15 protein-coding genes are annotated in these 18,391 nt (G+C 65.1%); 9 read left to right on the forward strand and 6 right to left on the reverse strand.

Annotated elements, in window-relative coordinates:
• Window positions 1-10 precede the first annotated feature (10 nt).
• The 3 genes from ACWKWX_RS00655 (at window position 11) to ACWKWX_RS00665 (ending at window position 2,593) form a co-directional block, all read left to right on the forward strand.
• Window positions 11-208 carry a YbdD/YjiX family protein gene (locus ACWKWX_RS00655; protein WP_416426978.1) on the forward strand — a complete coding sequence of 66 codons (198 nt, stop codon included), beginning with the start codon at window positions 11-13 and terminating at the stop codon, window positions 206-208.
• A 135-nt stretch (window positions 209-343) separates the two neighbouring features.
• Window positions 344-1,306, forward strand: coding sequence for a GTPase (gene yjiA, locus ACWKWX_RS00660; protein ID WP_483826810.1), 963 nt, complete (start codon window positions 344-346; stop codon window positions 1,304-1,306).
• A 63-nt stretch (window positions 1,307-1,369) separates the two neighbouring features.
• Window positions 1,370-2,593, forward strand: coding sequence for a phospholipase D-like domain-containing protein (locus ACWKWX_RS00665; RefSeq protein ID WP_483826811.1), 1,224 nt, complete (start codon window positions 1,370-1,372; stop codon window positions 2,591-2,593).
• 176 nt (window positions 2,594-2,769) lie between these two features.
• Here the strand turns inward: ACWKWX_RS00665 and glyA are convergent, their stop codons facing one another.
• Together glyA and ACWKWX_RS00675 are read right to left on the reverse strand one after the other, a co-directional pair.
• Complete coding sequence (gene glyA / locus ACWKWX_RS00670) at window positions 2,770-4,023, reverse strand: serine hydroxymethyltransferase (RefSeq protein ID WP_416426975.1); 1,254 nt, start codon at window positions 4,021-4,023, stop codon at window positions 2,770-2,772.
• Window positions 4,024-4,213: 190 nt separating this feature from the next.
• Entirely contained in the window at window positions 4,214-8,047 is a 3,834-nt protein-coding gene (locus tag ACWKWX_RS00675; RefSeq protein WP_476301131.1) for a sensor domain-containing protein, read from the reverse strand.
• 245 nt (window positions 8,048-8,292) lie between these two features.
• Between ACWKWX_RS00675 and ettA the strand changes: the two genes are divergently transcribed.
• A complete protein-coding gene (ettA, locus tag ACWKWX_RS00680) occupies window positions 8,293-9,957 on the forward strand; it encodes an energy-dependent translational throttle protein EttA (protein ID WP_416426973.1) in 1,665 nt (554 codons plus the stop codon).
• Window positions 9,958-10,120: 163 nt separating this feature from the next.
• Here the strand turns inward: ettA and ACWKWX_RS00685 are convergent, their stop codons facing one another.
• From ACWKWX_RS00685 to ACWKWX_RS00695, 3 genes are all read right to left on the reverse strand, one after another.
• Window positions 10,121-10,471 (reverse strand): hypothetical protein, encoded by a 351-nt coding sequence (locus ACWKWX_RS00685; RefSeq protein WP_416426972.1) that lies wholly within the window; start codon window positions 10,469-10,471, stop codon window positions 10,121-10,123.
• 124 nt (window positions 10,472-10,595) lie between these two features.
• A complete protein-coding gene (locus ACWKWX_RS00690) occupies window positions 10,596-12,449 on the reverse strand; it encodes an Lnb N-terminal periplasmic domain-containing protein (RefSeq protein ID WP_483826812.1) in 1,854 nt (617 codons plus the stop codon).
• Between the two features lie 81 nt (window positions 12,450-12,530).
• Window positions 12,531-13,019, reverse strand: a complete 489-nt coding sequence (locus ACWKWX_RS00695; protein WP_416426970.1) for a DUF3015 domain-containing protein — start codon at window positions 13,017-13,019, stop codon at window positions 12,531-12,533.
• A gap of 250 nt (window positions 13,020-13,269) precedes the next feature.
• Between ACWKWX_RS00695 and ACWKWX_RS00700 the strand changes: the two genes are divergently transcribed.
• From ACWKWX_RS00700 to bamJ, 5 genes are all read left to right on the forward strand, one after another.
• Complete coding sequence (locus ACWKWX_RS00700) at window positions 13,270-15,708, forward strand: Lon protease family protein (RefSeq protein ID WP_416426969.1); 2,439 nt, start codon at window positions 13,270-13,272, stop codon at window positions 15,706-15,708.
• Window positions 15,709-15,870: 162 nt separating this feature from the next.
• Window positions 15,871-16,191 carry a PA4575 family protein gene (locus ACWKWX_RS00705; protein ID WP_416426968.1) on the forward strand — a complete coding sequence of 107 codons (321 nt, stop codon included), beginning with the start codon at window positions 15,871-15,873 and terminating at the stop codon, window positions 16,189-16,191.
• A 146-nt stretch (window positions 16,192-16,337) separates the two neighbouring features.
• The gene (locus ACWKWX_RS00710; RefSeq protein WP_027981200.1) at window positions 16,338-16,826 is read left to right on the forward strand and encodes a TIGR00645 family protein; all 489 of its coding nucleotides are present in this window, start codon (window positions 16,338-16,340) and stop codon (window positions 16,824-16,826) included.
• A 103-nt stretch (window positions 16,827-16,929) separates the two neighbouring features.
• Complete coding sequence (locus tag ACWKWX_RS00715; RefSeq protein WP_416426967.1) at window positions 16,930-17,235, forward strand: DUF6482 family protein; 306 nt, start codon at window positions 16,930-16,932, stop codon at window positions 17,233-17,235.
• 122 nt (window positions 17,236-17,357) lie between these two features.
• Window positions 17,358-17,975 (forward strand): BamJ family beta-barrel-assembly machinery protein, encoded by a 618-nt coding sequence (bamJ, locus tag ACWKWX_RS00720; RefSeq protein ID WP_416426966.1) that lies wholly within the window; start codon window positions 17,358-17,360, stop codon window positions 17,973-17,975.
• 102 nt (window positions 17,976-18,077) lie between these two features.
• Here bamJ and ACWKWX_RS00725 read toward each other — a convergent pair whose 3' ends face one another.
• Window positions 18,078-18,320 (reverse strand): PA4570 family protein, encoded by a 243-nt coding sequence (locus ACWKWX_RS00725; protein ID WP_158153825.1) that lies wholly within the window; start codon window positions 18,318-18,320, stop codon window positions 18,078-18,080.
• Window positions 18,321-18,391: the final 71 nt, after the last annotated feature.

Below are 18,391 nucleotides of genomic sequence, written 5' to 3' on the forward strand. Positions count from 1 at the left end.
GTAGGCAGACATGTTCAATGACCTGAGCCGGCTGGGCAAATACCTGGGGCAGGCCGCGCGCCTGATGGTGGGCATGCCCGACTACGACAACTACGTAGCGCACATGCAGGCCAAGCACCCGGACAAGCCGGTGATGGACTACGAGGCGTTCTTCCGCGAACGCCAGGAGGCCCGCTACGGTGGCAAGGGCGGGCCGAAGTGTTGTTGATTTGACCCATGCCCCCACTTGCTGGGGGCATGTTTTTTTGTGACACCCCCGTAGCAGCTGCCGCAGGCTGCGTCTGCTATGTGCGGCGCCTGTGACGCAGCCTGGCGGCAGCTGCTACGGGGTTTACCTTGGAGTATGCATTTGTCTTCCCCCATTCCCGTCACCATCCTCAGCGGCTTCCTGGGCGCCGGCAAGACCACCTTGCTGCGCCACCTGCTCAAGGCCGAGCACGGCCTGAAAATAGCCGTCATCGAGAACGAATTCAGCGACGCCGGCATTGACACCCAACTGCTGGGCGACGCCCCGGTGCAGGTCATGACCCTGGCCAACGGCTGCGTCTGCTGCACCATCCACACCGACCTGACCAAGGCGCTGTTCCTGCTGCTGGAACGCCTGGACAGCGGCGAGCTGGCCTTCGACCGCCTGGTGATCGAGTGCACCGGCCTGGCCGACCCCGCGCCTGTGGCGCAGACCTTTTTCATCGACGAGGAACTGCGCGAGCGCTACATCCTCGACGGCATCATCACCCTGGTGGACGCCGGCAACGCCGACGTGCATCTGGCGCAGACCATCGCCCAGGCCCAAGTGGGCTTTGCCGACCGCCTGCTGGTGAGCAAGACCGACCTGGTCAGCGCCCAGGCCTTCGAGGCCCTGAGCCAGCGCCTGACCCGCATCAACCGCCGCGCCCCGGTGCGCGTGGTGCAGCACGGCGAGATCGACCTGGCCGAGCTGCTGGACGTGCGCGGCTTCAACCTCAACGCCAGCCTCAATCTGCGCCCGGTGGTGGCCGCCGGCAGCCTGGACCGCATCAGCAGCCTGGTGCTGCGCACCGACCAACCGCTGGACATCGACCGCCTCAGCGACTTCATGAACCAGCTGCTGGAAGACCATGGCCGCCAGCTGCTGCGCTACAAGGGCGTGCTGAACATCGCCGGCGAAGACCGCCGCCTGGTGTTCCAGGGCGTGCTCAAACTGTACGGCTTCGACTGGGACACCGAGTGGGCCCCTGGGGAGGCGCGCGAGAGCGTGATGGTGTTCATCGCCGACGACCTGCCCGAAGAAAAGATCCGCGCCGGCTTTGCCGCGTTGCAGGCTTAACCGATCGGTCATGTTTCGCTGTTAGCGTGGCGCCCCTGCCCACCCCCTGACAGCGGAGCACCGATGCGTTCACGCCATACCCCACGGCCATGGTTGGCCCTTGCCCTGTTGCTGGCACTGCCGGCGGCACGCGCCGATTTCAGCATTCCCGGCTTCGAGCTGGTGCACACGGTGCCGCTGGCCACCACCCTGCAAACCCCCGACCTGCGCGCGCCGGGGCCGGTGTGGATGCAGCTGTTCGACAACGCCCGCCAGAGCATCGACATCGAACAGTTCTACGCCGTGGACCACTCAGGTTCGGTGATGGAGCAGGTGATCAAGCACCTGCAGGCCGCTGGCGAGCGCGGGGTGAAGATCCGCTTCCTGCTGGAAGACAAGGGCCAGAAGCTCTCCGACCCGGCCACCCTGGCGCGGCTGCGGGCCATCCCCAACCTGAGCTTCGCCGTGCTGCCCTACGCGCAGCTGACCGGCAACGGCATCATCCACGCCAAGTTCATGGTGGTGGACGGCAAGCAGGCCTTCGTCGGCAGCCAGAATTTCGATTGGCGTTCGATGGAGCATATCCACGAGACCGGCGTGTTGATCAGCGAGGCGCAGATGGCCGCCCAGGTGCAGGCCATCTTCAACCAGGACTGGGCCGCCGAGCAGGCCCTCAGCCAGCACCAGCCGGTGCCGCAGCCGGCCTCGGGCGCACCTGCGCTACGCACCGGCAATTACCTGGTGGCCAGCCCGGCGCGCTTCAACCCGCCGGGTGTGGGCGACTCGGAACAGGAGCTGCCGCAGCTGCTGGCCGAGGCCAAACATGAGGTGCGCGTGCAACTGCTGGACTATGCGCCGCTGTCCTACGGGCCCGACCACACCCGCCCTTACTACCCGGTCATCGACAACGCCCTGCGCGCTGCGGCAGCCCGCGGCGTGCTGGTGAAGCTGATGGTGTCCGACTGGAACACTGCCGAGCCAGAGTTGGACTATCTGAAAAGCCTGGCGGTGCTGCCTAACGTGCAGGTGCGCATCGTCACCATTCCCGAGGCGCCCACGGGCTTCATCCCCTACGCGCGGGTGACCCACAGCAAGACCATGGAAATCGACGGCCAGGTGGCCTGGGTGGGCACCAGCAACTGGCTGGGCGGCTACATGGACAAGTCGCGCAACCTGGAGGTGGTGATGCGCAACCCAGCCATGGCCACGCGCGTAGGCCAGCTGCATGCCCAACTGTGGGATAGCCCCTACGCGCACCCGCTGCAACTGGACAAAACCTACCCAACCCCCCACCCCGGCACCCCGTAGCAGCTGCCGCAGGCTGCGTCCGGCGCCCTGGACGCGGCCTTTGGCCGGTCCCCCGTAGCAGCTGCCGAAGGCTGCGTCTGGCGCCCTGGACGCGGCCTCTGGCCGCTGCTACGGGTTGTGCGGGCATAAAAAAACCGGCTCGATGAGCCGGTTTTTTTTGCGTCAGGGTACTGCTATCAGTTGCCGTAGACCGGCAGCTTGGCGCAGATGGCCTTGACCTTCTCGCGAACGGCGTCGATCACCGCTTCGTTGTTCAGGTCCGCCAGGATGTCGCAGATCCAGCCGGCCAGTTCCTTGCACTCTGCTTCCTTGAAGCCGCGAGTGGTCACGGCCGGGGTGCCGAAGCGCAGGCCCGAGGTGACGAACGGGGAGCGTGGGTCGTTCGGCACCGAGTTCTTGTTCACGGTGATGAACGCCTTGCCCAGGGCGGCGTCGGCGTCTTTGCCAGAGATTTCCTGCTTGATCAGGGACAGCAGGAACAGGTGGTTCTGAGTACCGCCCGACACCACGTCGAAGCCGCGCTCGATGAACACGCCGGCCATGGCCTGGGCGTTCTTCACCACTTGTTGCTGGTAGGCCTTGAACTCAGGCTGCAGCGCTTCCTTGAAGCACACGGCCTTGGCGGCGATGACGTGCTCCAGCGGGCCGCCCTGGGCGCCTGGGAACACGGCGGAGTTCAGCTTCTTCTCGATGTCTGCGTTGGCGCGCGCCAGGATCAGGCCGCCACGTGGACCGCGCAGGGTCTTGTGGGTAGTGGTGGTGACCACGTCGGCGAACGGCACAGGGTTGGGGTAGACGCCAGCGGCGACCAGACCGGCCACGTGAGCCATGTCGACGAACAGGTAGGCACCTACCTTGTCGGCGATTTCGCGGAAGCGGGCGAAGTCCAGCACTTGCGAGTAGGCGGAGAAACCGGCCACGACCATCTTCGGCTTGTGCTCGACGGCCAGGCGCTCGACTTCGTCGTAGTCGATCAGGCCGTTGGCGTCGATGCCGTACTGGACCGCGTTGTACAGCTTGCCCGACGAGGAAACGCTGGCGCCGTGGGTCAGGTGACCGCCGTGGGCCAGGCTCATGCCCAGGATGGTGTCGCCGGCCTGCAGCAGGGCCAGGTAGACGGCGGCGTTGGCCTGGGAGCCAGCGTGCGGCTGGACGTTGGCGTAGTCGGCGCCGAACAGCTGCTTGGCACGGTCGATGGCCAGTTGCTCAACCACGTCGACGTACTCGCAACCGCCGTAGTAGCGCTTGCCTGGGTAGCCTTCGGCGTACTTGTTGGTCAGCACCGAGCCTTGGGCTTCCATGACGGCTGGGCTGGTGTAGTTCTCCGAGGCGATCAGCTCGATGTGCTCTTCCTGGCGCTGAGCTTCTTGCTCCATGGCGGCAAAGAGATCGGCGTCGAACTTGGCAAGGGTCAAATCACGGCTGAACATGGCGGTCCTCAAGGATCGTGCTGGAAAAAGGTGATCAGGCGCGCATTCTACCCCATCGCGTTTTATCTGGCATATGAAAGGCAGTCATTGCCTTGACGAGTGGTGTTCATGACGCTTCTGTGGGAGCTGGCTTGCCAGCGAGTTCTTTGGGGGCTCCACAAGCTCGCTGGCAAGCCAGCTCCCACACTGTTCAGTCGAACATGAATAGGGCGTCGTTGCTGAACTGCGCCTCGAAGCGGCTGGCCTGCATGGGCCGGCCGAACAGGTAGCCCTGCACCTCGTCGCAGCCATGCTCGCGCAGGAAGTCCAGCTGCTCGTGGGTTTCCACGCCCTCGGCGATCACCGCCAGGTTCAGGCTGTGGGCCATGGCGATGATGGCGCGGGCGATCTGCGCGTCCTGCTCGCCCTCGGGCAGGCCGTCGACGAAGGTGCGGTCGATCTTCAGCACGTCGATGGGGAACTGCTTGAGGTAGTTGAGCGACGAGTAGCCGGTGCCGAAGTCGTCCACCGCGATGCTCAGGCCCAGGAACTTCAGGCTGTCGAGGATCTGCATGGCTTCGTTGACTTCGCGCATCAGGATACTTTCGGTCAGTTCCAGCTCCAGGCAGGCCGGCGGCAGCCCGGTTTCCTTGAGGATGTTGGCGATGCGCGTGCCCAGTTGGCCGTCGGAGAACTGCCGTGCCGAGATGTTCACCGACACCTTGGGCACGCGCACCTTGGCCTGGTGCCAGGCGCGCAGCTGGCGGCAGGCCTCGGTCAGCACCCAGTCGCCGACGTCCACCACCAGGCCCAGCTCTTCGAGCACCGGGATGAAGTCGCCCGGCGGCACCAGGCCGCGGCGTGGGTGGCGCCAGCGCAGCAGCGCCTCGGCGCCGGTCAGGCGCTTGCCGTCGCCGCTGAACTGCGGCTGGTAGTAGAGCACGAATTCTTTCTGCTCCAGGGCGTGGCGCAGGTCGCTTTCCAACTCCAGGCGCTCCAGGGCGCTGGCGTTCATGTCGGCCTGGTAGAACTGGAAGTTGTTCTTGCCGCGTTCCTTGGCGTGGTACATGGCCGTGTCGGCGTTCTTCATCAGCTGGCTCAGCTCGCTGCCGTCCTGCGGGCTGAGGGCGATGCCGATACTGGCGGTGACGAAGAACTCGCGGTTCTCCAGCACGAACGGCGTCACCAGGCTGGTGAGAATCTGCTCGGCCACGTGGATGGCGCGGTTCAGCGCCGCCTCGCGGGTGGCCCGCGGTTGCAGCAGCAGGGTGAACTCGTCGCCGCCCATGCGCGCCACGGTGTCTTCGTCGTCCACGCAGGCCAGCAGGCGCGTGGCCATTTCCTTGAGCATGCGGTCGCCGGCGGCGTGGCCCAGGGAGTCGTTGATCGGCTTGAAACGGTCGAGGTCGAGGAACATCAGCACCACCCACGACTTCTGCCGCTCGGCCTGCTGCAGCGCGGTGTGCAGGCGGTCCTGGAACAGCGTGCGGTTGGGTAGGTGAGTGAGGGCGTCGTAATAGGCCAGGCGATGGATGCGCTGTTCGCTGGCCTTGCGCTCGCTGATGTCGCTGAAGAAGCACACGTAACTGGCCAGGTCGCCTTCGTCGTCGAACACCGCGGTGATGCCCACCCAGGCCGGGTAATGTTCGCCACTGCGGCGCTTGAGCCACACCTCGCCTTCCCAGGTGCCGCGGGTGTGCAGCTGCTTGATCACGTAGCTCAGGTGCGCCTGTTGCTCCTGGTCGACGGTGAGCATGGTAGGCAGTTGGTCAAGCACCTGCGCTACTTCATAGCCGCTGACGCGGCTGAACGCCTCGTTGGCCTGCACGATGTAACCGGCCGGGTCGGTGATGAGGATGGCTGAGGTGGAGTGCTCGAATACCGTGGCGGCCATGCGCAGGTCTTTCTCGGCGCGGCGTTGCTGGCTGATGTCGCGGGCCACGCCGAGGATGCCCTCGAAGGTGCCGTGGTCGTCCCACACCAGCACCAGGCGCAGCTCGATGGGGATCTTGCGGCCATCGCCGCGCAGGCAGTCGAGCACGAACAGCTGGGTGGTCAGCTGGTTGCGCAGGGCGGCCAATTCATCCGGTTGGTCCAGCACCTTGCTGACCCGTTCGATCAGCTGGTAGATGCCGGTCAGTTGCTGCGGGTTGGCGATGGTCGACTGCCAGCCGTTGTCGAACACCCACTTCACGTCGTAGCCCAGCACTGCCTGCACCGAGGGGCTGACGTAGTTGAGCGCCAGCTGGCTGTCGGTGGAGAAGATCACGTCGCTGATGCTTTCGGCCAGCATGCGGTAGCGCTGCTCGCTGTCACGCAGGGACTCGCTGGCCTCGATCTGTTCGGTGACGTCCTTGGCCACGCCGATGATGCGCGTGGCGCGGCCTTCGCTATCGCGGGCCAGGGCCTGTTCGCGGATGTCGAAGCGCAGCCAGCGGCCGTCCTTGTGCTTGAACCGCAGTTGGCACTGCAGCAGCTGCAGGTCGGCGTCCTGGCGCCGGGCCAGGCGCATGCGCTGGTAGTCGCCGGCGTCTTCGGGGTGCAGCAGGATCTCCCAGAAGTATTCGCCCATCTGCACCAGCTCGGCCTTGTTGAAGCCCAGGGTCTGGCCCAGGTGGTGGTTGCTATAGATCATGCGCTGGCTCAACACGTCCTGCACGTACAGGTGGTCGGGCACGGTGCGCACCACGTCCGACCAGAAGCCTTCGCGCTCCACCAGCGACAGCTCGACGCTCTTGCGGCTGGTGACGTCGTTGATGCTGAGGATCACCGAGCCGTGGTCGCCGCTGGCGTGGGGCAGGCGCAGGGTCAGCCACAGGTACTGGTGCTGGCCCAGGCGGTCGTTGATGCGAATTTCGGTTTCCAGCTCGCGCTGCTCGCCCAACAGGGTGTCCAGCAGTTGGCGGCCCACGCTGGCGTTGTCCAGCCGGTCGCTGCCGAACAGGCGCTGCCAGGCACCCTGGCTGTCTTCGACGTTGAGCAGGCCCAGGGCCATCTGGTTGACTTCGGTGATGCGCAGTTGCTGCATCAGCGCCTCGCGGCGGGCCGGCTGGGCCGCCAGCCAGGTGTCCAGCTCGGCGGGGGTGGCGATGCCGTTGGCGGCGAGGAAGTCTTGCAGGGCGCACAGGTCGAGCACGCACAGCGCCACGCCGGTGCCCTCGAAGATGTCCTGGTAGCGGCGGCGGTCTTCATGCAGCTGGCGCTGGCGACGACGCAGGTTGAACAGCGCCAGCAGCGGCAGCAGCGAGCAGGCGCCCAGCAGCAGGAACTTGCCGATCAGAGCGGGCAGCAGTTGCAGCTCGGCGTCGTGTTCGTCGAACAGCGTGCGCAGTTGCCAGTCGGTGTTGGCCAGCGGCACGCTGGTGACGCTCTGGGCCTGCTCGCGGGCGCTCAGGGCCAGGCCGGTCTCGCTGCTGGCCGGGTCGCGTTGCAGCACCAGCGCCGGCTCGCGGCTTTCCAGCAGCCAGCGCGGCGGGGCAGTGGGGTCCACGCGGTGGGTGAGGATGGAATAGATTGAGGCGTCCAGGCGCAGCAGCCAGTAGCCTTCGCCGGGGCGCTCGCTGGCGCTGAGCAGCAGGTATACCTGATGGGCGTCGGGGCTCTGGCTGAAGTGGAAGCTCTCGCCCAGACTGCGCTTCACCAGGCTGGGCAGGTCGTAGCCGGCGGCGGCATGGCCGTTGTCGGCCAGCACGTTGCCCTGGCTGTCGAGCCGGGCCACGCTTTGCAGGGCCGGCAGGTGCGCCTGCAGCAGCGCCTGCACGCCCTGGGGCGTCTGCGCATCGCCGCTGGTGGCGCGGTACAGGGCCTGCTGGCCCTTGAGGGCCATGTTCAGCCCCAGGTGCTCGCCCAGCACGGTGGTGTAGTCCAGGGTACGCTGCCGTTGGTCGGCGACGCTGTGCTTGAATTGGTCCAGCAGTTGCCACACCAGCAAGGTCAGCAGCAGCAAGGCCAGCAGGGCCAGGGCGCTTTTTAAGGTGCCGCGCGTCGGCTCGCCGGTCGCGTTGATCGGGGAGCGCAGGGATGACGGCTGGTTGAGGTTGGTCAAACTGTGATCCTGCGGTCTGGCTGGCTGTGGCAAGTGGCTGGCAACAGGGCTTGCAGCCCGCTGCAAAGGGCCCCCTGGCCATAAACTGCGCGCACTATAAGCCGGACGCCCGAAGGGCGGCTAGCATGCCTTGTTTTATGGCCATGTGCCACCAGTGCTTGCAGGTCGTTTGCCCTGTCTCGCGCATTCCGGTAGCTTTGACCATCTCGCGGATTCTTCATCTGTCTACTGTCACCAGGTTTCTCATGGCTCAATACGTCTACACCATGCATCGGCTGAGCAAAGTTGTGCCGCCGAAGCGGGAAATTCTCAAAAACATTTCCTTGTCGTTCTTCCCTGGCGCCAAGATCGGCGTGCTGGGCCTCAACGGCTCGGGTAAATCCACCCTGCTGAAAATCATGGCCGGCGTCGACAAGGAATTCGACGGTGAAGCCCGCCCGATGCCCGAGCTCAACGTGGGTTATCTGCCGCAGGAGCCACAACTTGACCCGGCCAAGACCGTGCGTGAAGTGGTGGAAGAAGCGGTCAGCGTCATCAAGGACGCCCAGGCGCGCCTCGATGAAGTGTATGCCGCCTACGCCGATCCGGATGCCGATTTCGACAAACTGGCTGCCGAACAGGCCAAGCTCGAGGCCATCCTCCAGGCCAGCGACGGCCACAACCTGGAGCGCCAGCTGGAAGTGGCGGCCGATGCCCTGCGCCTGCCGGCCTGGGACGCCAAGGTAGAACACCTGTCGGGTGGTGAAAAGCGCCGCGTGGCCCTGTGCCGCCTGCTGCTGTCGGCCCCTGACATGCTGCTGCTCGACGAACCGACCAACCACCTGGACGCCGACTCGGTAGCCTGGCTGGAGCACTTCCTGCACGACTTCCCGGGCACCGTGGTAGCGATCACGCACGACCGTTACTTCCTGGACAACGTGGCAGGCTGGATCCTGGAACTGGACCGCGGCGCCGGCATTCCTTACGAGGGCAACTACTCGGGTTGGCTGGAAGCCAAGTCCGACCGTCTGGCCCAGGAATCCAAGCAGCAGTCGGCCCATGAAAAGGCCATGAAGGAAGAGCTGGAGTGGGTGCGCAAGGGCGCCAAGGCCCGCCAGTCGAAATCCAAGGCTCGTCTGCAGCGCTTCGAGGAAATGCAGTCGCAGGAATTCCAGAAGCGTTCGGAAACCAACGAGATCTACATCCCGGCCGGTCCGCGCCTGGGTGACAAGGTCATCGAGTTCAAGAACGTCACCAAGGGCTATGGCGACCGTGTGCTGATCGACAACCTGTCGTTCGCCATGCCCAAGGGCGCCATCGTCGGCGTGATCGGCGGCAACGGTGCCGGTAAGTCGACCCTGTTCCGCATGCTGATGGGCAAGGAACAACCGGACTCGGGCAGCATCGAGATCGGTGAAACCGTGCAGCTGGCCTGCGTGGACCAGAGCCGCGACGACCTGGACGGCAGCAAGACCGTGTTCCAGCAGATCTCCGACGGTTCGGACAACATCCGCATCGGCAACTACGAGATCCCGTCGCGCACCTACGTTGGCCGTTTCAACTTCAAGGGCGGCGACCAGCAGAAGTTCGTCAAGGACCTGTCCGGTGGTGAGCGTGGCCGCCTGCACCTGGCCCTGACCTTGAAAGAGGGCGGCAACGTCCTGCTGCTCGACGAACCATCCAACGACCTCGACGTGGAAACCCTGCGTTCGCTGGAAGAAGCGCTGCTGGACTTCCCTGGCGCCGCCATTGTGATCTCTCACGATCGGTGGTTCCTGGACCGCGTGGCGACCCACATCCTGGCGTACGAGGATGATTCGCAGGCAGTGTTCTTCGAAGGCAACTACACCGAATACGAAGCCGACCGCAAGAAGCGCCTCGGCGACGCAGCGGCCCAGCCGCACCGGGTACGCCACAAGAAACTGGCGTAAACAGAAACGGGGCCTTCGGGCCCCGTTTTTTATGGGCCGTACCGCAAACGCGTAGCCGCTGCCGCAGGCTGCGCTGGCCCTATGCCTCGCTGGAAATCTTCAGGGTTCACGCTGGCCAGCGCAGCCTGGCGGCAGCGGCTACGCATTTGTTGGTCGGCAGCAATCAAGGGTGGTACGCGCGGCCTTCGCCCTGGGTTTTCTGCTGCTGCCACGCCCGCTCGCGGTCGTCGCCGTGCTGCACGCTCCAGTCGCTCTGGTCCGGCTGCGCGCTGGCGCTGGCCTGGCATTGCCTGAAGCCGTCGTCCCAGCCGGTGGCGTAGACCTTCTCGTTGAGGTAGCGCGGCACGTCCTTGCGGAAGAAGCCGTTGACGCCTGCCGCTTCCCGGCCACTGCCGCAGCCATCCTTGAACCCGTCGGCGTAACCCGGCGGGTACCCTTGGCTGACCATTTGCTCATGGGTGGACTGGCATCCCGCCAGCGCCACCACCATCAAAACCACCACACAGCGCCACATGATCCGACTCCCGTTTCATGCCCACCGCTCCCGCCTGGAAACTGCGACGGTCAAACGGTGGACCCGTGAGTCAAGTCTAGGTTCGATTTGGTTGCCGCCCCGTCAACGCCGTGTGATGGAATTGTCAGTAGTGGTACCACTTGAGCTCCAGCATCACCTCGTTGCGTGGCCCTGCAAGCTCGCTGAAGTCGCGCTGGGCGCTGAGGCGCAGGCCCAGGTTGCGGGACAGCTCCCACTGCTGGTTGAGGCTCAGGGTGCGGCGTACCTCGCCGTTGAGGAAGTAATCGCCCTGGGCCTCCAGGCGCAGGTTACCCAGGCGGTTGCGCCACAGCAGGCCGCTGTCGAAGCCGGCGGCGGGGGAGAGCATGGCCGAGAAGTCGTTGTTGTGTTCGAGCCGCGCGGTGCCCAGGGCGAACGCCAGGGTGTGTTCGCCCAGTTGCCAGGTGCCGCCGGCGCCGCCGTTGACGTGGCTGACCAGGGTCTCGCTGCCGTGCTTGCCCAGCACCCGTTCCAGGCCGCCGGTCACCTGCCAGGACAAGGGCTGCAGCAGCTCGTTGCGCGGGGTCATTGAACGGATGGTGGCCAGGTCCAGGCGCTGCAACTGCCAGCGGTTGCCCTCGTATTGGCGCAGCCTGGTGTTGAGGATCTCGATCTGCGCGCCCAGGGGGAAGCCCTCGCTGTTGTCGTTGAGGTCGTGGTAGGCCATGCGCAGGCCATACTCGGCGAAGTTCTTGCCGTCGCGGTTGCCCGCAGCCACCTGCCAGGTACGCGAGTCGTGGCCGTCTTCCGGCAGGCCGGGGCGCTCTACCTGCAGCTCCGGCGGCGGGTTCTGGCTGATGGCGCGCAGCAGCTGGAAGCTGCGCTGGGCGCTGGCCGGGTCGCGCTCCTGGGCGGTGGCGCGGTAGCGCTCGAGGCGGTAGGCGGCGTCCTGGATCAGCGCCCGGCGCGGGGCCGGCAAGGCGCTGTAGGCGGGGTTCTGCAGCTGCCCGGTGTCGGCGGCCACCTTCAGCACCCACTGTTGCTCATCGGCATCCAGGGGCTTGGCACGGGCCAGCAGCTCCCGTTCGCGGGAAGGCCGGTAATCGATCTCGCCGACGATGCCCGCCTGCTTCACCGCCTTCACCGTGTCGGTGGGGATCGCCGTCAGCGGGAATTGCCCGGTCAGCTGCAGGCTGGGGCGCGCCACTTGCAGCAGCTCCAGCAGGCGGTACGAGCAGTTTTCGTCGAAGAAGAAATAGTCGAAGCGGATCTGCTTGAGCTCCCACACGTGCTCCACCATGCGTCCGGTTTCCTCGGGCGTCAGGTCCAGGTGGTACTCCCACAGGTCGCGGTTCTCCAGGCTGCGGTATTCGGCCAGTTTCTGCTGGTAGGGCACCAGCGAGAACATGCCCGGGTAGCCGCCCGCCAGGCCCTTCCAGGCGTAGAGGATGCTGTTGTCGTTGCCCTCGATGTAGGCGCCGAAGTTGATCGCCGAGCTCAGCAGCGCGGTCTTGTCCTGCCTGGCTTCGGCCTGGTCGATGCGCAGCAGGGTGTGGCCGAACATGGACGAGGGGCTGTTGAGGTAGGCCGCCGGGAACACCAGCACGGTGTGGTGCGGGGAGATCTCCTTGTACCACTGCTGGAAATCGCCGCACTCGGGCGTCGGCAAATCGTGCAGGTCCAGCTGTTGCCGCAACCAGCGGGTGCGCGCGGGAAACACGCACTGGGCCTGTTGGTTGCCCAGGCTGGCGGGGGCGTACAGCGCCGCGACCGTGGCCGCCAGTTCCTGGTCCGGGTGGTGGGCGCCGTCGGCGGCCAGGAAGAAGCGCCTGTCATCGACGTAGCTGCGCCAGCCGCCCAGTTTGGCCGGGGTGTAGTGCCCCAGGGCGAGCCAGTACGGGTCGGCTGCCAGGGCGGTGATGCGGGATGGATCCACGTGAGGTGCGGCATGCAGCGGGGCGCAGACACAGAGCGCCAGGTAAGCAAGGCGTTTGAGCATCTTTGGCAACTAAGTCAGATGGACGAAAAGGCGTGCCGCAGTGGCGTGGAAATCCCGCCCCGAAGGGCGGGCGGTTCGAGCTTAGGCCTCGGTTGCGTACTTGGCCAGGCGAGGGTCGTTTTTCAGCACGTGCAGGGTGTTGGCGTGGACATCGTCGGCGGTGACGTTGGCGGTGGTGAAGATGTCCTGGAAGTGCTGGTGGGTGACGGATTCGAAGTAGGCGCGGTCCTGTGGCGCCACGCCCAGTACCACGGCGTAGGTGGTCAGGGCTTCGCCCTGGCCCTTGGCCATGTCCTCGGACAGTTCATTCATCATGCCATTCATGGCGATCCACGACTTGCCACCGTAGGTGAGCGCGGCGTTGGTGGAGCAGCCGTTGGTGCCCGAGGTCATGCCGAAGGTGGCGTTGCCCGAGGTGCCGTTGGTGGTGGATGCCAGGAAGTGGGCGGGGGTGCCGCGCTGGCCTTGGAACAGCATGTTCCCCCAACCGCAGTCCGGGCCGCCAGGGGCCTGGGCCATGGCGTTCAGCGAGACAACAGTGAAGAGCGTACCCAGAAGAATCCGTTTCATAGCTTTGTTCTCTTTTGAAGGTGCAAAACTTAAGGTTCAGGACTGCCTGGGACGGCACGGCTCCAGGACGCAGGTTGGAGTTTAGGCGGGGATTCACAGTTCAACTGAAAAACTGCCTTTTGAGCCTTACACCCATCCCCGTAGCAGCGGCCGCAAGGCCGCGTCCGCATCCACCGCGCATGTCGCTTGCAGGCTGGCGCTTATCGGCGCCAGAATGCCGTCATCTGCCCCGCCGAAGTAAGGATGCCCGATGCCTGATCCTGTTGCTGCCAGCTTGCGTCTTGCGCCAGAAGCGCTGACCCGTCCGTTTTCCGCTGAACAGTTCAGCTTCTCCACCACCAATGATCTGGAGCCCTTTCGCGGTGTGCTTGGCCAGGAACGCGCCGTGGAGGCGCTGCAATTCGGCGTGGCCATGCCCCGCCCCGGCTACAACGTATTCGTCATGGGCGAGCCGGGCACCGGCCGCTTCTCGTTCGTCAAACGCTACCTGAAGGCCGAAGGCAAGCGCCTGCAGACCCCGCCGGACTGGGTGTACGTCAACAATTTCGACGAGCCGCGCGAGCCGCGCGCCCTGGAACTGCCGCCTGGCACCGCCAGCGCCTTCATCGCCGACATCGGCGGGCTGATCGACAACCTGCTGTCGACCTTCCCGGCGGTGTTCGAACACCCTTCCTACCAGCAGAAGAAGAGCGGCATCGACCGCGCCTTCAACCAGCGTTATGACCGCGCCCTGGACGTGATCGAGCGCCTGTCGCTGGAGAAGGACGTGGCCCTGTACCGTGACAGCAGCAACATCGCCTTCACGCCCATGCTCGACGGCAAGGCGCTGGACGAGGCCGAGTTTGCCCAGCTGCCCGAAGCCGACCGCGAGCGTTTCCATTCGGACATTTCCGACCTCGAAGAGCGCCTCAACGAGGAGCTGGCCAGCCTGCCCCAGTGGAAGCGCGAGTCGGGCAACCAGCTGCGCCAGCTGAATGAGGAAACCATCACCCTGGCCCTGCAGCCGCTGCTGTCGCCGTTGTCGGAGAAGTACGCCGAGAACGCCGCGGTGTGCGCCTACCTGCAGGCCATGCAGGTGTACCTGCTCAAGACCGTGGTCGAGCAACTGGTGGACGACAGCAAGACCGACGCCCAGGCGCGCAAGCTGCTCGAAGAGCAATACGCCCCCAGCCTGGTGGTCGGCCACCCGGGCAATGGCGGCGCGCCGGTGGTGTTCGAGCCGCACCCTACCTACGACAACCTGTTCGGCCGCATTGAATACAGCACCGACCAGGGCGCGCTGTACACCACCTACCGGCAGCTGCGCCCGGGTGCCTTGCACCGCGCCAATGGCGGTTTCCTGATTCTGGAAGCCGAGAAAATGCTCGGCGAGCCTTTCGTGTGGGACGCCCTGAAGCGCGCCCTGCAGTCGCGCAAGCTGAAGATGGAATCGCCGCTGGGCGAGTACGGCCGCCTGGCCACCGTCACCCTGACGCCGCAGATGATCCCCTTGCAGGTCAAGGTCATCATCATCGGCTCGCGCCAGTTGTACTACGCGCTGCAGGACGCCGACCCGGACTTCCAGGAGATGTTCCGGGTGCTGGTGGACTTCGACGAAGACATTCCCATGGTCGACGAGAGCCTGGAGCAGTTCGCCCAGCTGCTCAAGACCCGCACCTCGGAAGAGGGCATGGCACCGTTGACCGCCGACGCCGTGGCGCGCCTGGCCACCTACAGCGCGCGCCTGGCCGAGCACCAGGGGCGCTTGTCGGCGCGCATCGGCGACCTGTTCCAGCTGGTCAGCGAGGCGGACTTCATTCGCCACCTGGCCAATGACGAGATGACCGACGCCGGCCACATCGACCGCGCGCTGAAGGCCAAGGCCACGCGTACCGGACGGGTGTCGGCGCGCATCCTCGACGACATGCTGGCGGGCATCATCCTGATCGACACCGACGGCGCCGCCGTGGGCAAGTGCAACGGCCTGACGGTGCTGGAGGTCGGTGACTCGGCGTTCGGCGTGCCGGCGCGCATCTCCGCCACGGTGTACCCGGGCGGCAGCGGCATCGTCGACATCGAGCGCGAGGTCAACCTGGGCCAGCCGATCCACTCCAAGGGGGTGATGATCCTCACCGGTTACCTGGGCAGCCGCTACGCCCAGGAATTCCCCCTGGCGATCTCGGCCAGCATTGCGCTGGAGCAGTCCTACGGCTACGTCGACGGCGACAGCGCCTCGCTGGGCGAGGCCTGCACGCTGATCTCGGCGCTGTCGCGCACGCCGCTCAAGCAATGCTTCGCGATCACCGGCTCCATCAACCAGTTCGGTGAAGTGCAGGCGGTGGGCGGGGTCAACGAGAAAATCGAAGGCTTCTTCCGCCTGTGCGAGGCCCGCGGCCTCACCGGCGAGCAGGGGGCCATCATCCCTCACGCCAACGTCGCCACCCTGATGCTCGACGAGAAGGTGCTGCAGGCCGTGCGTGCCGGGCAGTTCCACGTCTACGCCGTGCGCCAGGCCGACGAGGCCCTGAGCCTGCTGGTGGGCGAGGACGCCGGTTCGCCGGACGCCAACGGCGAGTTCCCCGAGGGCAGCGTCAACGCGCGGGTGGTGGAGCGCCTGCGGGAAATTGCCGAGATGATCAGCGAGGAAGACCTCAAGGAAGCCGAGAAGGAGCACGCCGAGGCCGAACTGGCCCAGGTCAAGCCAGCCTGAGGCGGGGAGGGCGCCGGATGACCATTCGGCGCCTGACTGCGCAGTCGCACATTGCCAGCCCAGGTTTTCTTCTATCCTCAGGGCATGGATAGCCACGGGTCGCAGGATTGAAACAGCCTTCCCTTGAAGGTTGAAGCAAAAGCTTTATTGAGGAGCGACGCCATGCCGCGCAACCTCAGCCTTACTCGCCAATGCCTGGGTCTGGTGACCCGAATCGAGTGCAGCATACGCCCACTGGCCGGTGATACCGGGATGTGGACACTGCTTTTTGCCGCTGGCATGGCCGGCGAACAACCCTCCGCCATCAAGTCCCAGGGGCCTTTCCCCGGCCCCACCGTGGCCGAGTCGGTGATGGAGGCCATCGTCGACAGCCTGACGCTGCACGGCTACCAGGTGGCGGGTGACCCGCAGATCTGGTCGCTGCACTTGCAGGCGCAGCTGCGCAAGATCAACGGCGAGCGCTGTCACCGCTGTTCGTCTTGAATGTCGCGGTGGGAAATTTGTGGGAGCTGGCTTGCCAGCGAGTTTTTGAGGGCCTTCAAAAACTCGCTGGCAAGCCAGCTCCCACAAGAGTGGGCACTTGGCAGGTATAATCGCGTCCCGATTTTACCGCCCAGGTGCAGTTTTCAATGGAACGCTTTATCGAAAAAACCATGTACGCCTCGCGCTGGTTGCTGGCGCCGATCTACGTGGGCTTGTCCCTGGGGCTGCTGGCGCTGGCCCTGAAGTTCTTCCAGGAGGTCTTCCACGTCATCCCCAACGTGTTCTCCATGGGCGAGGCAGACCTGATCCTGGTGCTGCTGTCGATGATCGACATGGCGCTGGTGGGTGGCCTGCTGGTGATGGTGATGCTCTCGGGCTACGAGAACTTCGTCTCGCAGCTGGACGTCGACGAAGGCGAGGAGAAGCTCAGCTGGCTGGGCAAGATGGACTCCAGTTCGCTGAAGATGAAGGTGGCCGCGTCCATCGTCGCCATTTCCTCGATCCACCTGCTGCGCATGTTCATGGACGCGCGCAACATCGAGCCGCAATACCTGATGTGGTACGTGATCATCCACATGACCTTCGTGGTGTCCGCGTTCGCCATGGGTTACCTGGACAAGATCACCAAGCACTGACCGACAGCTATCGGACGGGCGGCGTGGCGGCCGCCTTGTGCTTTGTGCGCCGCTGTACGAAAAATGAGCGGTGACATCCATTCGAATTACCTGAGGTGCAGTCATGAATTTTCAGGAACTGACCACCCACGCCAATGCCGGCATGATCGACGAGCTCAACCTGATCTCGCTCGAAGGCGGCATCTACCTGCTTGAAGCCCGCATGCACGGCAAGTCCCACCCGCTCAACGACGCCACCGGCCACGCCTTGCACCTGCGCTCGGTGGAGCATGCCCGCGACCTGCTGCAGACCCTGCCGGCCATGCCGTTCCACCTGGTGCACGGCTCGGTGCACGACGAGATGTGCGGCCTGGGCGACAGCGCCGAGGAAGACCTGCGCGTGCCCATCTCCTTCCGCTCCCGCCACTGACGGCCCGGGCAGGCTGGACTGGCCACTTCAGTGTGCTAGTCTGCTTGCCCTTTTGGTTTGGGCCCGGGGAGGCAGGCGACGTCATGGTTGCCCGCTGCCGGGCCCTGCAGCGGAGCACGAAGATGTCCGAAGTAAACCTGTCCACCGACGAAACCCGCGTCAGCTACGGCATTGGCCGTCAGCTGGGTGACCAGCTGCGCGACAACCCTCCGCCGGGTGTCAGCCTGGACGCCATCCTGGCCGGCCTGACCGACGCCTTCAACGGCCTGCCAAGCCGCGTCAGCCAGGAAGACCTGTCTGCCAGCTTCAAGGTCATTCGTGAAGTGATGCAAGCCGAAGCGGCTGCCAAGGCCGAAGCGGCCGCTGGCGCTGGCCTGGCGTTCCTGGCTGAAAACGCCAAGCGCGACGGCATCACCACCCTGGCTTCGGGCCTGCAGTTCGAAGTGCTGACCGCCGGTGAAGGCGCCAAGCCTTCGCGCGATGACAGCGTGCGCACCCACTACCACGGCACCCTGATCGACGGCACCGTGTTCGACAGCTCCTACGAGCGTGGCCAGCCGGCCGAATTCCCGGTCAGCGGCGTGATCGCAGGCTGGACCGAGGCGCTGCAACTGATGAACGCCGGCAGCAAATGGCGCCTGTACGTGCCAAGCGAACTGGCCTACGGTGCCCAGGGCGTTGGCAGCATCCCGCCGCACAGCGTGCTGGTGTTCGACGTAGAGCTGCTGGACGTACTGTAAGCACTACTCACCCGTAGCAGCGGCCACCAGGCCGCGTCCCAGGCGCCACGGATCCGTGGTGGTGGCGGACGCAGCCTGCGGCAGCTGCTACGGGGTTGCGGTTCAATGCAGGCTGCTTACCGGGCGCAACGCTCGGGCATAGCAGAACAGAAACAGGTTGCGCACCAGCTCCTTGAGCACGATCGGCTCGCTGGAACTCAGGCCCGACAGGTCCAGGTCACCCTGGTCGCGCAGTTCGTCCAGCGCTTCTTCTTCCAGCACCGCACACACTTCGCCCGTCTCCCGATGGAGGATGCGCAGGTAAGGGTGTGGCCGGTCCAGCCAGGCGTCGATGAGATAGGTCATGATGATTCTCCTTGAAAGCGTTCAATGAGAATAATTCTTATTCAAAGAATAGCAAGGATCTATCGCGTCAA

This window comes from Pseudomonas imperatae (genome assembly GCF_057128625.1).